The sequence below is a fragment of the Ensifer sp. ENS03 genome, from assembly GCF_014852035.1.
Classification (GTDB): Bacteria; Pseudomonadota; Alphaproteobacteria; order Rhizobiales; family Rhizobiaceae; genus Ensifer; species Ensifer adhaerens.
The window spans coordinates 768,251-784,749 of sequence record NZ_JACVAV010000001.1; the positions used below are offsets into that span (position 1 = coordinate 768,251).

At 64.8% G+C, this 16,499-nt stretch carries 13 protein-coding genes; 9 read left to right on the top strand and 4 right to left on the bottom strand.

All coding sequences use genetic code 11. From position 1 onward, the window contains the following. Positions 1-18 precede the first annotated feature (18 nt). The gene (locus IB263_RS03745; RefSeq protein WP_192437624.1) at positions 19-1,854 is read right to left on the bottom strand and encodes a monovalent cation:proton antiporter-2 (CPA2) family protein; all 1,836 of its coding nucleotides are present in this window, start codon (positions 1,852-1,854) and stop codon (positions 19-21) included. A 147-nt stretch (positions 1,855-2,001) separates the two neighbouring features. Here IB263_RS03745 and IB263_RS03750 point away from each other — a divergent pair, with 147 nt between their 5' ends. From IB263_RS03750 to lpxK, 6 genes are all read left to right on the top strand, one after another. Then, positions 2,002-3,348: a TldD/PmbA family protein gene (locus IB263_RS03750; RefSeq protein ID WP_192437626.1), complete on the top strand. Its 1,347-nt coding sequence runs from the start codon at positions 2,002-2,004 to the stop codon at positions 3,346-3,348. Positions 3,349-3,432: 84 nt separating this feature from the next. Next, complete coding sequence (locus IB263_RS03755) at positions 3,433-4,248, top strand: 3'(2'),5'-bisphosphate nucleotidase CysQ (RefSeq protein WP_192437628.1); 816 nt, start codon at positions 3,433-3,435, stop codon at positions 4,246-4,248. Between the two features lie 60 nt (positions 4,249-4,308). Then, complete coding sequence (locus tag IB263_RS03760; RefSeq protein ID WP_043620984.1) at positions 4,309-4,545, top strand: DUF4170 domain-containing protein; 237 nt, start codon at positions 4,309-4,311, stop codon at positions 4,543-4,545. A gap of 91 nt (positions 4,546-4,636) precedes the next feature. Continuing rightward, positions 4,637-5,950, top strand: coding sequence for a lipid IV(A) 3-deoxy-D-manno-octulosonic acid transferase (gene waaA, locus IB263_RS03765; RefSeq protein WP_192437631.1), 1,314 nt, complete (start codon positions 4,637-4,639; stop codon positions 5,948-5,950). Between the two features lie 24 nt (positions 5,951-5,974). Next, a complete protein-coding gene (locus IB263_RS03770) occupies positions 5,975-6,679 on the top strand; it encodes an HAD family hydrolase (RefSeq protein ID WP_090294873.1) in 705 nt (234 codons plus the stop codon). 214 nt (positions 6,680-6,893) lie between these two features. Further along, on the top strand, positions 6,894-7,934 hold the full coding sequence (gene lpxK / locus IB263_RS03775; protein WP_192437633.1) for a tetraacyldisaccharide 4'-kinase: 1,041 nt from the start codon (positions 6,894-6,896) through the stop codon (positions 7,932-7,934). Positions 7,935-7,987: 53 nt separating this feature from the next. On the opposite strand, the gene IB263_RS03780 is transcribed toward lpxK, so the two are convergent. Further along, positions 7,988-8,221 carry a DUF2093 domain-containing protein gene (locus IB263_RS03780; RefSeq protein ID WP_034801006.1) on the bottom strand — a complete coding sequence of 78 codons (234 nt, stop codon included), beginning with the start codon at positions 8,219-8,221 and terminating at the stop codon, positions 7,988-7,990. 90 nt (positions 8,222-8,311) lie between these two features. Beyond that, positions 8,312-10,129 carry a DNA mismatch repair endonuclease MutL gene (gene mutL / locus IB263_RS03785; protein ID WP_192437635.1) on the bottom strand — a complete coding sequence of 606 codons (1,818 nt, stop codon included), beginning with the start codon at positions 10,127-10,129 and terminating at the stop codon, positions 8,312-8,314. A gap of 381 nt (positions 10,130-10,510) precedes the next feature. On the opposite strand from mutL, the gene IB263_RS03790 reads away from it, so the two are divergent. Together IB263_RS03790 and IB263_RS03795 are read left to right on the top strand one after the other, a co-directional pair. Next, entirely contained in the window at positions 10,511-12,229 is a 1,719-nt protein-coding gene (locus IB263_RS03790) for a response regulator (RefSeq protein WP_192437637.1), read from the top strand. 263 nt (positions 12,230-12,492) lie between these two features. Further along, positions 12,493-13,839 carry a bifunctional diguanylate cyclase/phosphodiesterase gene (locus IB263_RS03795; protein ID WP_246810967.1) on the top strand — a complete coding sequence of 449 codons (1,347 nt, stop codon included), beginning with the start codon at positions 12,493-12,495 and terminating at the stop codon, positions 13,837-13,839. Positions 13,840-13,845: 6 nt separating this feature from the next. On the opposite strand, the gene IB263_RS03800 is transcribed toward IB263_RS03795, so the two are convergent. After that, positions 13,846-14,784 carry a LysR substrate-binding domain-containing protein gene (locus tag IB263_RS03800; RefSeq protein WP_060584079.1) on the bottom strand — a complete coding sequence of 313 codons (939 nt, stop codon included), beginning with the start codon at positions 14,782-14,784 and terminating at the stop codon, positions 13,846-13,848. 92 nt (positions 14,785-14,876) lie between these two features. Here IB263_RS03800 and IB263_RS03805 point away from each other — a divergent pair, with 92 nt between their 5' ends. Continuing rightward, positions 14,877-16,427, top strand: a complete 1,551-nt coding sequence (locus tag IB263_RS03805) for a trimethylamine methyltransferase family protein (protein ID WP_192437653.1) — start codon at positions 14,877-14,879, stop codon at positions 16,425-16,427. Positions 16,428-16,499: the final 72 nt, after the last annotated feature.

Below are 16,499 nucleotides of genomic sequence, written 5' to 3' on the forward strand. Positions count from 1 at the left end.
CCGTCGCAGCGTGAGCGGTTAGGCGCTTTCGCGCTCGTCCGCGGGAAGGCCCGGGAGGATCCGTTCGCCGGTCTCTTGCGAATGGTCGACCTCGCGCTTCGGCTTGACCAGCGGCTCCGGACGCACAGGCCGCGAGTGCAGCATGTCGCGGCCGGCGGTGATGCCCTCGGCCTCCTGCAGCACGAGGCGCGCCTCGTCGCGCTTGCGGATGTCGTCCATGAGCGCGATCGCCTCGTCGTCGCCGACCCCAAGTGCCTCCAGCGTCTTGCGGCCGAAGAGCAAGCCGGACTCGAAGGTCTCGCGCAGCTCGTAGTCGACACCCTTGGCGCGCAGTTCCAGCGTGTGCAGACGATCGTAGGAGCGGGCGTAGATGCGTGCATTCGGATATTCGGATTGCACGAGATCGATGATGTGGTCGGTCGTTTCCTTCTTCTGGGTGCAGACGGCGACGATCTTGGCCCGTTCGATGCCGGCGGCGCGCAGCACGTCGAGGCGGTTGCCGTCGCCGAAATAGATCCGGAAGCCGAAGGTCGCGGCCTGGCGCACGCGCGCGGCGGAATGATCGATGATCGTCACATCGCGACCGCCGGCAAGCAGGATCTGGGCGGCGATCTGGCCGAAGCGGGAGAAGCCGATCATCAGCACATCGGCATTGGCGCCATCGAAGTCTTCTTCGATCTCTTCGTCCATCTCGTCCTGCTCGCGCATCAATTTCGGCGCGAGCATGGAGGCAAGGGGCGTCAGCGCCATCGACAGGGTCACGATCGCGACCAGCAGCGAGGCGTTGCCGTCCGAGAAGACGCCGGCGCTTGCCGCCGCCGTGAACAGCACGAAGCCGAACTCGCCGCCCTGCGGCAAAAGCAGGCTGATGCGCACGGCGTCATTGTGATGTGATCCGGTGAAGCGGCAGAGCCAATAGAGAACCAGGCTCTTCAGTGCCATCAGCAGCGGCACGGCGATGATGATCAGCTGGTACCGCTCGACGATGACGCCGAGCTCCAGCGACAGGCCGACCGCCATGAAAAACAGCGCCTGCAGGATACCGCGAAACGGCTCGATATCCGCCTCGAGTTCATGGCGGTAGGAGGACTCGGCCAGCAACACGCCTGCAAGGAAGGCACCCATGGCCATCGACAATCCGGCGAGCTGCATCATGGTCGCCGCCCCCATGACCACAAGCAGTGCGGCGGCGATCATGACATCGCGTGCGCCGGTGCGAGCGATGAGCTGGAACAGCGGATTCACAAGGTAGCGCCCGGCAGCGAAGAGCACGACGATCGCAGTGGTGGCGATGGCGAAATCCTCGAGCGGCGGCGTGGTGTCCTCGGGCGCCTGTGCCGCCAGCAGCGGGATCAGCGCCAGAAGCGGCACGATCGCGAGATCCTGCAGCAGCAGGATCGAGAAGGCGCGTTGCCCGTAGCGCGTGTTGCGGTCGTTGCCCTCGTCGAGGATCTGCATGGCGAATGCCGTCGACGAGAGGGACAGTCCGAAGCCGGCGATGATGCTGCCGCCATGATCGAGGAGGCCGAGGGCATAGATGGCGTAGGAAAGCAGGATGCCTGTCAGCAGCACCTGCGCCGTGCCGAGGCCGAAGATGTCGCGCCGCATCTGCCAGAGGCGCGAAGGCTTGAGTTCGAGCCCGATGATGAAGAGCAGGAAGACGACGCCGAGTTCCGAGACGTGCAGGATCTGCTCGCCTTCGGTGATGCTTTGGGCGACAGGTCCGATCAGCACGCCGGCCGAAAGGTAGCCGAGGATCGTGCCGAGCCCGAGCCGCTTGAAGATGGGAGCGGCGATCACTGCGCCACCGAGCAGCATCAGGGCCTGGGAATAGATGATCGGTGTCGTTGCCATGCCTCAGGCTTTCACTGTTGCTGAACCCGGCCCCCAAGCGGTGCATTCGAGAGCGCTTCATTTGCGGTGTTTGAGCGGGAATCGGGTCGATGCCCTTGATGCCTGCTTCGCCGCACAATAAATGGGGCAGGAATGAAAGGCCACACCATGTCAGACACGATCGATTCTGCCGACCTCGAAAAACGCGCATCCGAACTCGTGGACCTCGCCCGCAAGGCCGGCGCCGATGCGGCGGACGCGGTGGTGGTGCGCGGGCGCTCCCGCTCCGTCTCCGTCCGCCTCGGCAAGGTCGAAGCGACGGAAGCCTCCGAAAGCGACGACTTTTCGCTCCGTGTTTTTGTCGGACGGCGTGTCGCCAGCGTTTCGGCCAATCCGGGTTTTGACCTGAAGCTGCTCGCCGAGCGCGCGGTTGCCATGGCCAAGGCTTCGCCGGAGGATCCCTTCGCCGCGCTGGCGGACGCCGACCGGCTGGCGAAGTCCTATCCGGACCTCGACCTTTTCGACGCCACGGCGGTTTCCACTGAAATCCTGACCGAGGCAGCGCTTGCCGCCGAAGAGGCGGCACTTGCGGTCTCGGGCGTTACCAATTCCAGCGGCGCTGGCGCATCGGCCGGTATGGGCGGGCTGGTACTCGTCACCTCGCATGGCTTTTCCGGCTCCTACATGGCCACCCGCTTTGGCCGCTCCGTCAGCGCGATTGCCGGCGAGGGCACCAAGATGGAGCGCGACTACGATTATGATAGCCGCCTCTTCTTTGCCGACCTGCGCGACGCCGACGAAATCGGCCGCCTAGCCGGCGAGCGCGCGGTCGCCCGCATCAATCCGCGCCAGGTGCCGACCGCCAAAAATGTCACCGTCGTCTTCGACCCACGCATAGCCCGCGGCTTCGTCGGCCATCTGGCCGGCGCCATCAATGGCGCGGCTGTCGCCCGCAAGACGAGTTTCCTGCGCGACATGATGGGCAAGCAGATCCTGAAGTCGGGTCTTTCCGTGACCGACGACCCGCTGATCGTGCGCGGCTCCTCCTCGCGTCCCTTTGACGGCGAAGGGGTCAGCGGCGAGAAACTGGCGATGGTCGAGGATGGTGTGCTGAACCACTGGTTCCTGTCCACATCGGCAGCGCTCGAACTCGGGCTTCAGACCAACGGTCGCGGCGTGCGCGGCGGTCCGACGGTCAATCCGTCCTCGACCAATCTGGCGCTCGAGCCGGGATCGATCTCGCGGGACGATCTCATCCGTGGGGTTGGCACCGGCTTCTACGTCACCGAGCTGATCGGCCAGGGCGTCAATATGGTGACCGGCGAATACAGCCGCGGCGCCTCCGGCTTCTGGATCGAGAACGGCGAGCTGACCTTTGCCGTCTCTGAAGTCACGATCGCGTCCAATCTCAAAGACATGTTCATGGCGCTGACGCCGGCAGACGACATCGACCGCAAGTTCGGCGTCGCGGCGCCGACGCTCGCCATCGAGGGCATGACGCTCGCCGGCCTCTGACAAGGCCGCTGGAAAAGCAGGCGCGGGAAGCCCGCGCCGATCCCGCCTTCCGGACAAGGGAGAGGCGGGCTGACGGGGTTTTGAATGTCTGACACAGCACCACCGGGCGCGGACTGGAAGCCGGATCTCGACGTGATCCGTGCCGCGGCGGTTGTCGCCGGCGAAACCGCGCTCGGCTATTTCCGCAAGGCGCCCGACGTCCGCTGGAAGAACGAAGGCCGCTCGCCGGTAAGCGAGGCGGATCTTGCCGCAAACGATGTGCTGAAGACGCGCTTGCTTGCGGCCCGGCCCGATTACGGCTGGCTGTCGGAGGAGACGGACGACGATCTGAGCCGGCTGTCGCGCGAAACGGTCTTCGTCGTCGATCCGATCGACGGCACGCGGGCTTTCATCGCCGGCAAGGAACTCTGGTGCGTCAGCGTCGCCGTCGTGCATCGCGGCCAGCCCGTTGCCGGCGTGCTCTATGCCCCGGCGCTCGATGAACTCTTCGAGGCGGTCGCAGGCGGCAGTGCACTGAAAAACGGCGCCCAAATCTCGGTGCGCGAGGCAAAACCCGGGGAAACACTGCAGCTGGCGGCTGCCGAGGACACGATCGGCAAGCTTCCGGCGCACTATCGCAGCGCCGTTACCCGTATCCCGCATGTGCCGTCGCTTGCCTATCGGCTGGCCATGGTTGCCGACGGGCGGATCGACGGCACGCTGGTGAAGAAGAACTCCCACGACTGGGACCTGGCTGCAGCAGATCTCATTCTAACGAGCGCCGGCGGCGCGCTGGTCGATCTCGATGCGCAGCCGCTCTCTTACAATCGATCGACTGTCGTTCACGGGGTTCTCTGCGCGGCGGCAGAGCCGCTCTTGCCGGGCCTGATCGCCGCATCGCGGTCCATGGAGCCCCATTGACCTTTGAGGCTGAATGCCTCAAATCAACGCCCACACCCAACAAGAATAAATGGAAGTCCGATGGCTCACGACACCGAGAAAAAACAACGTCTGCACCTCGTCTTCGGCGGCGAACTCACCACGCTGACTGACGTACATTTCCGCGACCTGGACAAGCTCGATATCGTCGGCATCTACCCGGACTACGACAGCGCCCTGACTGCCTGGAAATCCAAGGCGCAGATGACCGTCGACAACGCTCACATGCGTTACTTCATCGTCCACATGCACCGTCTGCTCGACCCGGAAAACGGCTGATGCCGATGAGGTCGGGATGCGCGGTGTTTACCCGCATGCCAGTCGCCCTTAAGTCTCTCCGGGCCGGAACGGCCGGGGAAGGTGGCCTGTCATGAGCAGCTTTCGCGCGCGCCTGGCGCTGTCCAGCTACCGCTGGATCGGCTCGGCCATCTATCCTCTCGTCTGGTCCTACCTTGCCATTCGCGCGGCGAAGGGCAAGGAGGATCCGGCGCGCCGCCGTGAGCGCTACGGCCATGCCAGCGAGCCGCGGCCGCAGGGCCCCCTCGTCTGGTTCCACGCGGCAAGCGTCGGCGAAACCAACGCCGTCATCCCGATGATCAAGGAAATCAGGCGGCGCGGTATCCACGTCGTGCTGACGACCGGGACGATGACCTCGGCGCGTGTCGTGGCCGAGCGCCTGGGGTCGACGGTGATCCACCAGTATGTCCCGCTCGATTTCAAGCCGGCCGTCAGCCGGTTTCTCAACTACTGGGAGCCGGATCTGGCGATCATCGCTGAATCCGAGATCTGGCCGATGACCATCCTGGAACTCGGCCGCCGCCATATCCCGCAGGTTCTGGTCAATGGGCGCATGTCCGACCGGACCTTCGCGCGCTGGAAGCGCCGACCGGCGCTCGCCGACGCGCTGTTCGAGAATCTCGCGCTCGTCATTGCCCAGTCCCATGTCGATGCGGAGCGCTTCCGCACGCTCGGTGCGCTGCCGGTCATGGTGTCGGGCAATCTCAAGGTCGACACCGACGCGCCGCCACACGATCCGCAGGCGCTGAAGGAGTATCGCCAGCAGATCGGCGCCCGCAAGACCTGGGCGGCGATCTCGACCTTCGACGGCGAGGAGGCGGCCGCCGGCGTCGTGCACCGTGCGCTCAAGGAGCGAACCGGCCTTCTGACGATCATCGTTCCGCGTCATCCCGATCGCAGCGACGCCATCGAGGCGGCGCTGACGGCCAAGGGGCTGAAGGTCGCCCGGCGCACGCGCCGCGATCCGCTGACGCCCGACGTCGATATCTTCCTCGGCGACACGATCGGCGAAATGGGCCTCTATCTTCGCCTGACCGAGGTCGCCTTCGTCGGCCGGTCGCTGTTTGCCGAGGGTGGTCAGAACCCGCTGGAGCCGGCGATGCTCGGCTGCGCCATTCTTTCCGGCGGCAACGTCCAGAACTTTCGCGAGACCTATCAGACGCTGGCCAAGAACGGCAGCGCCAAGATCGTGCGCGACGTCGAGATGCTGGCCAAGGGCGTTAACTATCTGCTCGCCAACGACGACATGCGTCGCTCGATGATCGATGCCGGCCTCGAAACCGTGCAAGAGATGCGCGGTGCCCTGTCGGCGACGATGAAGGGACTTGAGCCCTATATCAATCCGCTCGTCGTCAAGGCGCGTCTCAACCCGCCGACCGACAACTGATCCAGCAGGAGACGAAGCCTCGTCATGACCGCAGCCAAAGCCATAGCCGGCATCCTGTTCGACAAGGATGGAACCCTGCTCGACTACGCAAAGAGCTGGGTACCGGTGAACTACGAACTGGCGCGGATCGCGGCAAAGGGTGATGAGGCTCTGGCCCGCACGCTGCTTGCAGCCGGCGGCATGGACGCCGACACCGGCCACGTGCTGCCCGACAGCCTGCTTGCCGCCGGCAACACGGTCGAGATCGCGACCGGCTTCGTCGGCGCGGGCGCGCCCTTCACGATTGCCGAACTGACGACCCTGCTTGACGGCCTGTTTGCGCGCTCGGCGGAATATGCGGTGCCGGTGACCGATCTCGGCGCCTTCTTCGCCGGGCTGCACGCCAAAGGTTACCGCCTCGGTGTCGCCTCGAGCGACAACGAGCGTTCGATCCGCGAAACGGCAAAGCGCTTCGGCTTCGAGGATTACCTGCACTATGTGGCGGGCTATGACAGCGGCTACGGCGTCAAGCCGGAGCCGGGCATGGTGCTTGGCTTTTGTGCTGCGACCGGCCTTGAGCCGCGGCAGGTGGTCGTCGTCGGTGACAACAATCACGACATGCACATGGGCCGCAGCGCCGGCGTCGGCATGACGGTCGCCGTCCTGACGGGTACCGGCTCGCGCCAGTCGCTTGCGGCGGCTTCCGACCATTGCCTCTCGGATATCACCGAACTCGAAGCTGTCCTCTAGATCGAGTTGCGGCAGCGGCTTGCCGCGATTGCCTTTAGTTGTGCATCGTGATCGGCCCGGTTCAGCGCCCCTGCCGTGGCCGTATCGGTCTCCATAGCTTGCGTTTTTTCCCGTTCTGACGTTTTTTGTCGCAATCCGCCGGTTTCGACCGGCGAACAAACCGTCCCTCCCGGAAACGGAAGGACCTGAGCGGCCGGGAGGCCACGGAACGAAGATGGTATCGGAAGCGCCGCCATTCTGGTGGACCAAGGCGGATTGGCGTGCGCGCGCGTTGTGGCCGTTCTCATGGGTTTACGGACGGATTGCCGGCATGCGCATGGATCGCGCGCAGCGCGCCTCCGTGCCGGTCCCGGTCATCTGCATCGGCAATTTCACCGTCGGCGGCGCCGGCAAGACGCCGACCTCCATCGCGCTTGCCCGCGTCATCCGCGAAAAGGGGCTGAAGCCCGGATTCCTCAGCCGCGGTTATGGCGGCTCGCTCGACGTGACGACCGTCGTCGATCTGGAACATCATCGCGCCCGCGACGTCGGCGACGAACCGTTGCTGTTGGCGAAGGAGGCCTTGACCGTCGTCTGCCGCCGCCGCGTCGATGGGGCTCGTCGGCTGGTGAAGGAAGGCGTCGACATCATCATCATGGACGACGGTTTCCAGAGCGCGCGGCTGGCCTTCGACTTCGCGCTTTTGGTGATCGATTCCCGCCGCGGCATCGGCAACGGCTATCTGGTGCCGGCGGGCCCGGTGCGGGCGCCACTGTCGAACCAGCTCCGCCACGCCACGGCCCTGCTCAAGATCGGTGACGGCACCGAGGCCGACGCCCTGATCCGTCGCGCCGCCCGCGCCGGCAAGCAGATCTACGAAGCCGACGTCATAAGGCACGACGACGGATCGCTAAATGGCGTCAAGGTGCTTGCCTGGGCGGGCATTGCCGATCCGGAGAAGTTTTACCGCACCGTTCGGGAGACGGGCGCCGTCATCGAGGAAACCCGCAGTTTTCCCGACCACCACCATTTCTCCGAGGACGAAATCGCCGATCTGCTCGACCAGGCTGCAGCGCTCGGCTGCCAGCTCGTTACCACCGCCAAGGATCGGGTGCGCCTGGAGCCCGGCCACGGCCGCGCCGCCGAACTCGCCGCAGCGAGCAGGGTGATCGAGATCGATGTGCGCTTCGACGACCCGATGGCGCCGAAGAAGATCATCGAGACGGCGCTTGCCGCGGCGCGTGCCCGCAAGCTGCGCGAAGGCGCGGCTAAGTAACGGCGCCGTGTGGGTCGTGGCGCCGGAGTGCCGTTGTTGGTGTCCGGGCTTGATTAGCGGCGCTGGTTGGGCAGCGCGCCTGCGCGCTTTTCCGCCTCGAGCGAGGCTTCCGCGTCGACATAGGGCTCCTGCCGGGCGACGCTCCAGTAACGCAGTTCGTCGACGGGGATGATCTTGCCGGTCATCGCGCAGACCACGTGCGAACCCGCAAGCACGATCTGAAAGTCGCCGTCGAGATAACGGATCTTCGCTTCGCGCGAAGCGCTTCCTTCAAACCGGTTCATCATGCTCGGCGCCTGTTTCCGTCTTCGTTATTGGTTCTCTGGTCTAGCTCGCCGTCCGAAAAAATGCCAGTCGCATTTCGCCAGGCGTGAAGATCAGCTCCGACCGAACAGCCGTTCGATATCGGAGAGCTTGAGTTCGATATAGGTCGGCCGGCCGTGATTGCACTGGCCCGAGCCGGGTGTCGCCTCCATTTGCCTCAAGAGCGCGTTCATCTCCTCGATGCGCATGCGCCGTCCCGAGCGCACCGATCCGTGGCAGGCCATGGTCGCGGCGAGATATTCGAGCCGGCTCGTCAGCCCGCTTGCCGTATCCCATTCGGCAAGCTCGTCGGCGAGCTGGCGCACGAGACCGACGGCATCCATTTCGCCGAGCATGGCCGGCGTTTCGCGCACCGCAATCGCGCCCGGGCCGAAGCGCTCGATCGCAAGGCCCAGGCGGGAGAACTCCTCCGCATGGGCCATCAACCGGTCGCAGTCGTCTTCGGGCAGATCGACGATCTCCGGGATCAGCAGCGCCTGCGCGGCGACCGGCCGTGAATGCAGTGCCGTGCGCATCGCCTCGAACACCAGCCGCTCGTGCGCGGCATGCTGGTCGACGATGACAAGGCCATCATCGGTCTGGGCGACGATGTAGTTCTCGTGCAGCTGCGCGCGCACGGCGCCGAGCGGGAAGGATTGCGGTGCTGCCGGTTGCGGTGCCTCCGGTGCCGGCACCGGCGTCTCCCGATCGAACGGGGTGGCAACACGCGCCGAAGGGGCGGAAAACGCTGCAAAGCTCGCCTGCGGCGGCTCAGCGAGATGGCGCAGCATGGCGTCGAATTGTGTCGGCCGCGACGGTGAGGTCTCGGCGCTCCAGGGCTGCGGGCGGTAATCGCCGGAGCGGAAGGCCTGCATCATGCCGCGGGCGCCCGTCGTTGCGGCGCGGTCGCCGTCGCGCGTCAGCGCCTGACGGATCGCGCCGATGATCAACCCGCGGATCAGGCCGGGGTCGCGGAAGCGCACGTCGGACTTTGCGGGATGCACGTTGACGTCGACGAGCGCCGGGTCGAGCGTGATCGACAGCACGGCGACCGGATAGCGGCCGCTCGGGATCGTCTCGGAATAGGCGGCACGGATCGCCGACAGCAGCAACTTGTCCTGCACCGGGCGGCCATTGACGAAGACATATTGCTGCAGCGAGTTGCCGCGATTGTAAGTCGGCACGCCGGCAAAACCGGTCAGTTCGACGTCTTCCCGTGCCGCATCGATCTCGATCGCATTGTCGCGAAAATCCTTGCCGAGCACTTGCGCCATGCGCGCCAGCCGGTCGTCGCCGGTTGCCGGGAATTCGAGCGTCGAGCGGTCGCTGCCGGAGAGCACGAAACGGACCGCCGGAAACGCGATCGCCATGCGGCGCACCACTTCCGAAATGGCCGCCGCTTCCGCCTTCTCGGTCTTCATGAACTTCAGTCGGGCCGGGGTGGCGAAGAACAAATCGCGCACTTCGACGACGGTGCCGGTATTGGCGGGCGACGGGCGGACCGCCTCGGTTTTGCCGCCGGTAACCGCAATGACCGCGCCTTCGCTGGCGCCGGCCGTGCGCGTCGTGATCGACAGCCGGGCGACCGAGCCGATCGAAGGCAGGGCCTCGCCGCGAAAGCCGAGGGTGCGGATGTCGAAGAGGCTGTCGTCGAGCTTCGACGTGCAGTGCCTTCGGACCGCAAGTTCGAGGTCGCCAGGTGCCATGCCCGAGCCGTTGTCGGTGACCCGCAGCAGCGTCTTGCCGCCGCCGGCGGTCGCGATCTCGATGCGGGTCGCGCCGGCGTCGAGCGCATTCTCGATCAGCTCCTTGGCGGCGCTGGCCGGACGTTCGATCACTTCGCCGGCGGCGATCTGGTTGATGAGGGTTTCTGAAAGCTGCTTGATGGCCATGTCCCATTTTCCGGGATTCGCCGCGGAAACGGAAGAGGGGACGGTATCTCGTCCCCGGTCGCGAGCGCTTGGTGCCGACACCCTTGAAAAATGATCGAGGGTTTAATCGGCCCTTAACACTCTGCTGCGATTTTCCACAACAACCTGAATGATCACGGGTTTTGTCTTTTGAGCCTTGCGGCGTAGCTGGACGCCGCACTCCCGCCGCTCGAAGAGACGCCTGCCAAGGCCACCCCAGCATGTCCCGAAATGAAACCGCCGTTGCAGCGCCGCGCGTCATTATGAAGACGCGGCAGGCCGTTGTGGCACTTTGGATGGCCGCCTGTTCCCCCTGATCTGACGATCCAGGGACACATGCGGTAGGCGAGTGAGGACAGTGCGATGAGCGATGGGGCGCCGAACGGCGCGGACATCAACAGGGTCATTCTTGAGTCGAGTTGCGACGCACTCGGCATCGCTGTGCTTGTCTGCAGCCGGGACGATACCATTCTCTTTGCCAGCCGCACGATGCTGCAATTTTTCCCGGTGCCGGCGGAAGCCCTGATGCCGGGCGCGCGGCTCAGGGACTTCCTCGGTGCCGTCTATGACACCGGTGTCCGTCCGGGCACCGTCCCGGAAAACAGCCGCCGACGCACCAACCGCGAGGAATGGATTGCCGAGCACATGGCGCTGCATTGGCGCGAGCGCTACGAGAGCGTAGAGCGCGCCGGCCGCACCCGCTGGGTTTCGATGCGCAAGCGCCGCCTGTCGAGCGGCATGGGCATCCTGTCGATCAGCGACGTCTCCGACCAGAAGAAGCGCGACGAACAGCTTCAGACCGACCTGGAGCGGGTGGAACTGACCGAGCAGATCCTCGACGCGCAGCCCAATCCCATCTGCGTCAAGGATCGCAATCTCAATTACATCGCAGTCAACAAGGCCTTCTGCCTGATCCATGACCTGGCGCAGGACGCCATCCTCGGCCGCTCAGCCTGGGACCTGGTCGAGAGCGACCTGGCGGAGCGCTTCGAACAGTCCGATCGCATGGTGCTTGAAACCGGCAAACCGTTTTCGCAGGCCGAGCACATCGTGCGTGCCGACGGTAGCGACCTCTGGGTGCTGACCCGCAAGTACCGCGTCGGCATGCCCGGCCGCCATTTCGTCGTCACCTGCATGAACGACGTGACCGATATTGCCGTCTGGTATCAGGGCGGCGAGGAGCCCTCGGGCGAGGTCGCCCTGCAGATCCGCGACTACAGCATTTTTGCCGCGGCGCAGAATTTCTACGATCCTTTCCGGGCGCTGAATGTCCAGCAGCTCGTCGAGGCGGGGTCGATGATCGAGACCTTGCCGGCGCGCGGCCTGCGGGTGCTTCTGGCGACCGACGACCGAGCGCTGGAGGAGCGGCTTGTCGCCCGGCTGCGCGGCTCCGGGCTCGACGCCTGCGCCGTTCGCGATGCCGACGAATTGTACGCCTTCTGCGCTGCCGTCGACGAGGCGGGGCTGAAGCTCGACATCCTGTTGCTGGACGCGGCTTTCCCCGAGCGGCAGAAGATCGCTGCCGGCTGGCGCGACAGCCCGATCCTCCCGGTGCACGACGATCAGGACGGGGCGGCGGTGCTTGCGGAAGTCTTCCGTGTTTGTTCCGAGCGCGCGGGTGCCGCGCTGCAACCGGAATGGTCGCTGTCGTTCGAGGCCGAAGAGATCGCGCCGCCGCCGCCGGCTCCGCAGGTCGACGTGCTCGTTGCCGAGGACAATCAGATCAACCAGTTCGTCTTCACCCAGATCCTCGAGGGGCTCGGCGTTTCGCATCGGATCGCCGCCAACGGTCGCGAGGCCGTCGAACTCTGGCACGAACTGCAACCGGCCCTTGTGCTGATGGATGTGTCGATGCCGGTCATGAACGGCTTCGACGCAACCGTCGCAATCCGGTCGGCTGAAAAGGGACGCGCACAGAAAACTCCGATCATCGGGGTTACCGCCCAGGCCTTGGATATCGACCTGCAGCAATGCAAGGCATGCGGCATGGACGACCACATCATGAAGCCGGTGAGCCCCGATATGATCGAGGCGGTGTTGAGAAAATTCATGCCGGTGAAGGCAGTACGAACGGCAGGTTGAGTAAAAGGCGTGTCAACTCGCTAGAATTGGGGAGGCCAATGGCAAATCTTGGAGCGGCACGATATCGGATTGTTAACCGCCGATTGCGATCGTCTGCCCCGAATTGCCGCTAAAGTGTAGAGCCCCATCCGTATGCCTCGCATCCACCTCGTTGCCCAAGCCCCGGTCGTGTCGGAAAGACACAGCCGGTCTTCGTCGTGGCGCACGCTGGCGGCGGGCTCGATCGCACGCCATCCCTTCCAGATGAGGGGGGGACGGCGATGATGACAGCGGAAACACCTTACCACCGTGCTGGCCGCGAGGCGCCTGCGGCCCGGGGTGATGTCGATCAACTGACCGGGCTCGGCAACGCCCGTTGCCTGCGCCAGTGTGTGCTTGATCTCGCCGAGGAGCGTGCCAGCGACCCGGCCCCGTTCACCATCGGCCTTGCCAATATCGATGGTTTCAAGCCGATCAATGACCTGTTCGGACCGGAAGCGGGCGACGAGATCCTCTGCCAGGTGGCCTATCGCCTGAAGGCCTGCGCGCCCGAGGGTGCCACGATCATCCGTTTCGACAGTGATGAATTTGCCTTCGTGTTGCCACTGATCTTCGAGCGCAAGGGCGCCGAGAAGATCGGACAGATGCTGAAGGAGGTGCTGTCGGCCCCCTTCGATCTCGGCGACCGTCACGTTCGTCTGTCCGCCTCCTTCGGTTTCGCCGTTTATCCCTTTGCCGGAGAGGTATTCGAGGACCTCCTGAAAAGCGCCGATACCGCGCTTTATCGCTCGAAGCGCCGCGGCCGCGGGCAGATCACCGTCTACTCGCAGGAGATCGCCCAGGAGATGAAGCGCGCGACGCAGCTTGAGCAAGCGCTGCGCAACGCCATCATCGCCAACGAGGTTGACGTGCACTTCCAGCCGATCGTCGATCTGCGCAACGACGCGGTTGTCGGCTTCGAGGCCTTGGCGCGCTGGTGCGATGCCGATCTCGGCTATGTCTCACCGGCGGTGTTCGTGCCGCTCGCCGAAGAACGTGGTTTCATCGATTCGCTCGCCGAGGTCCTGCTGCGCAAGGCAGCCCATGCCGCGCTTTCCTGGCCGAAGGAGCTCTTCCTCTCCTTCAATCTCTCCTCGGCGCAGCTCACGGATCCGACCACCAGCCGGCGCCTGCTGTCGATCATCAGCCAGATCGGCCTCGACCCGCGGCGCCTGGAGCTGGAGATCACCGAAACGGCCGTCATGGCCGATGCGGATATCGCCCAGAAGATCGTTGCGGAACTGCGCGCCGCCGGCGTCCGCGTCTCGCTCGACGACTTCGGCACGGGCCAGTCGAGCCTTGGCCGGCTGCGCGACTTCTCCTTCGACAAGGTCAAGATCGACCGGGCCTTCGTCTCGCGCATTTCTGCCGATCGTGCCTCGGAGCATATCATCAAGGCGATCGTGTCGATGTGCGAGGGGCTTGAGCTCGAAGTCGTCGCCGAAGGCATCGAGGATTTTTCCGAAGCCCTGAAACTGAAGGCGCTCGGCTGCGGACTGGGGCAGGGCTACTTCTACGGAAAGCCCGCCGATGCGGTGGCGACGATGCGCTATCTTGCCGATCGCTACCGCGATCTTCCCGCCCAGGCCTGATCCGGGTTAGTCCTCGGCGCCGGACATCGCTGCGCGGTCGCGCCGCCCCTCATCCAGCAGCCAGTCACGCACCCTTTTGGCCTGCGCATTCAGTTCGCGCGATCGCGGCCAGACGACGTAGAAGGCAAGGCCCGTCTTCAGGACGTGTCCGGCGACCGGAACCAGCGCGCCCGAGCGGATCTGCGGATAGATCAAGTGTTCCCAGCCGAGCGCCACGCCCTCGCCGGATAGCACCGCCTGGATCACCAGGACATAGTCGTTGATCGAGAGCCGGCGGGCCTGTTTGGGATAGGCAAGACCGGCGCTCGCAAACCACTCGGTCCAGTCGCAGGCGCGTCGGACCGGCTCTTCCAGGTGGATGAGATTGTGCCGTGGCAGGTCGGCGGCCGTTTTCGGCAGGCCGTGCCGCTCGATATAGGCGGGTGTGGCGACCGCGTTGACCACCTCGTCGGCGAGCAGGGCGGCATGGTAACGCGGCCAATGGCTTGGGTCGCCGCCGCGGATGCCGAGCGGGATCGGCTCTTCTTCCAGATCGAGGTCGCGCACGCTGGTCTGGATCCGGAGATCGATTTCCGGCAGGTCCTCCCGCATGCGGTTGAGGCGGGGCAGCATCCACATCGAGGCAAAGGCGGTGGAGGCCGCGAGCGTCACGTTGGTCTCGCGGCCTTTCGCGCGAATGTCTTCGGCCGACTTCTGGATGCGCGACAGGCCGACGGAGACGTCGGCATGAAACTTCTCGCCCGCTTCCGTCAGCTCGACCGCGCGGTGCACGCGATGAAACAGCGGCACGCCCAGCTGTTCCTCAAGACCGCGCACGGCGTAGGAGACGGCAGCCTGGGTCATGCCGAGCTCGTTGGCAGCACGGGTGAAGTTCTGGTGGCGGCCGGCTGCCTCGAACACGATGAGGCTTGCGGCGGACGGGAGCAGGCGGCGCAGGTTTTCCATAAACCACGCTTATAGCATGGATCGAATTTTTCCAGCGTTACAGTGGAATTTTTCGCCCATAGCATCATCTGAGATGATGGGAGGATATGGGCATGGATACGGCACTGGCAACGGACGCGGCGGCACCGAGACGGACACGCGGTACACGGCCGAACCGGCGCGAGGGCGCAGGACGCAGCCTCGGTGTTCCCTACATCACCAGAAACATTCCGACTTATGATATCCTCGGCGAGGAAAGCCTGCTTCGGATCGAAGCGATTGCCGATCGAATCCTTGCCGAAGTCGGCATCGAGTTTCGCGACGACCCGGTTTCTCTCGATCACTGGCGAAGGGCCGGCGCGAAGGTCGACGGCGTCCGGGTGACCTTCGAACCGGGCATGCTGAAGGAAATCGTCGCCTCGGCGCCGCACCAGTTTACCCAGCATGCCCGCAATCCGGCGCGCAATGTCGAGATCGGCGGCAACAACGTCGTCTTCTCGCCGGCCTATGGCTCGCCCTTCGTCATGGACCTCGACAAGGGCCGGCGCTACGGCACGATCGAGGACTTCCGCAACCTGATCAAGCTGGCGCAGTCGAGCCCCTGGCTGCACCATTCCGGCGGCACGATCTGCGAGCCGGTCGACGTGCCGGTCAACAAGCGCCACCTCGACATGGTCTACAGCCATATCAAATATTCCGACCGCGCCTTCATGGGTTCGATCACGGCGGAAGACCGTGCCGAAGATTCGATCGAGATGTCGCGCATTCTCTTTGGTCGCGATTTCGTCGATCGCAACTGCGTCATCCTCGGCAACGTCAACGTCAATTCGCCGCTCGTCTGGGACGGGACGATGACGAAGTCGCTACGCGCCTATGCGCGGGCAAACCAGGCCGCGGTCATTGTGCCCTTCATCCTCGGCGGCGCCATGGGGCCGGTCACCAATGCCGGCGCCATCGCCCAGTCCTATGCCGAGACGCTTGCCGGCTGTGCGCTGACCCAGCTAGAGCGCAAGGGCGCCCCGGTCATTTTCGGCAATTTCCTGTCGTCCATGTCGCTGCGCTCGGGCTCGCCCACCTTCGGCACGCCGGAACCGGCGATCGGCAGCATGGTCGTCGGCCAGCTTGCGCGCCGGCTCGGCCTGCCGCTGCGCTGTGCCGGCAATTTCTCCAATTCGAAGCTGCCGGATGCACAGGCGATGCAGGAAGGCGCGATGTCGATGCTCTCGGCGGTGCATTGCGGCGCGAATTTCATCCTGCATTCCGCCGGCTTCGTCGATGGGCTGCTCGCGATGTCCTACGAGAAGTTCGTTATGGACACCGACTTCTGCGGCGCGCTGCATTCCTATCTTGCCGGCGTGGTCGTCGACGACAACACGCTGGCCATGGACGCCTTCCTGCAGGTCGGCCCCGGCAGCCATTTCCTCGGCTGCGACCACACCATGCGCAACTACCAGACCGCCTTCTGGAATTCGGCCCTTTCGGACAACGAGCCCTTCGAGAAATGGGTTGAGGAGGGCGAGACCGACATGGCGACGCGCGCCAACCGCGCCTGGAAGAAGACGCTTGCCGAATATGAAGCGCCGCCGCTGGATGTGGCTCTCGACGAGGCGCTGATCGATTATGTCACGCGCCGCAAGGAGAGCGTGGCGGATGCTTGGTACTGACGAAGCCGGCATGCTCGGTCGCCTTTCAAGGAACAGGAAACGACATCGTCGAAAGATCCGCTGCTGCAGTCT

What these genes read in the sequence shown, in the direction of transcription:
- IB263_RS03745 (WP_192437624.1), bottom strand. Translation starts at nt 1,854, where the DNA reads ATGGCAACGACACCGATCATCTATTCCCAGGCCCTGATGCTGCTCGGT.
- IB263_RS03750 (WP_192437626.1), top strand. Translation starts at nt 2,002, where the DNA reads ATGTCAGACACGATCGATTCTGCCGACCTCGAAAAACGCGCATCCGAA.
- IB263_RS03755 (WP_192437628.1), top strand. Translation starts at nt 3,433, where the DNA reads ATGTCTGACACAGCACCACCGGGCGCGGACTGGAAGCCGGATCTCGAC.
- IB263_RS03760 (WP_043620984.1), top strand. Translation starts at nt 4,309, where the DNA reads ATGGCTCACGACACCGAGAAAAAACAACGTCTGCACCTCGTCTTCGGC.
- waaA (WP_192437631.1), top strand. Translation starts at nt 4,637, where the DNA reads ATGAGCAGCTTTCGCGCGCGCCTGGCGCTGTCCAGCTACCGCTGGATC.
- IB263_RS03770 (WP_090294873.1), top strand. Translation starts at nt 5,975, where the DNA reads ATGACCGCAGCCAAAGCCATAGCCGGCATCCTGTTCGACAAGGATGGA.
- lpxK (WP_192437633.1), top strand. Translation starts at nt 6,894, where the DNA reads ATGGTATCGGAAGCGCCGCCATTCTGGTGGACCAAGGCGGATTGGCGT.
- IB263_RS03780 (WP_034801006.1), bottom strand. Translation starts at nt 8,221, where the DNA reads ATGATGAACCGGTTTGAAGGAAGCGCTTCGCGCGAAGCGAAGATCCGT.
- mutL (WP_192437635.1), bottom strand. Translation starts at nt 10,129, where the DNA reads ATGGCCATCAAGCAGCTTTCAGAAACCCTCATCAACCAGATCGCCGCC.
- IB263_RS03790 (WP_192437637.1), top strand. Translation starts at nt 10,511, where the DNA reads ATGAGCGATGGGGCGCCGAACGGCGCGGACATCAACAGGGTCATTCTT.
- IB263_RS03795 (WP_246810967.1), top strand. Translation starts at nt 12,493, where the DNA reads ATGACAGCGGAAACACCTTACCACCGTGCTGGCCGCGAGGCGCCTGCG.
- IB263_RS03800 (WP_060584079.1), bottom strand. Translation starts at nt 14,784, where the DNA reads ATGGAAAACCTGCGCCGCCTGCTCCCGTCCGCCGCAAGCCTCATCGTG.
- IB263_RS03805 (WP_192437653.1), top strand. Translation starts at nt 14,877, where the DNA reads ATGGATACGGCACTGGCAACGGACGCGGCGGCACCGAGACGGACACGC.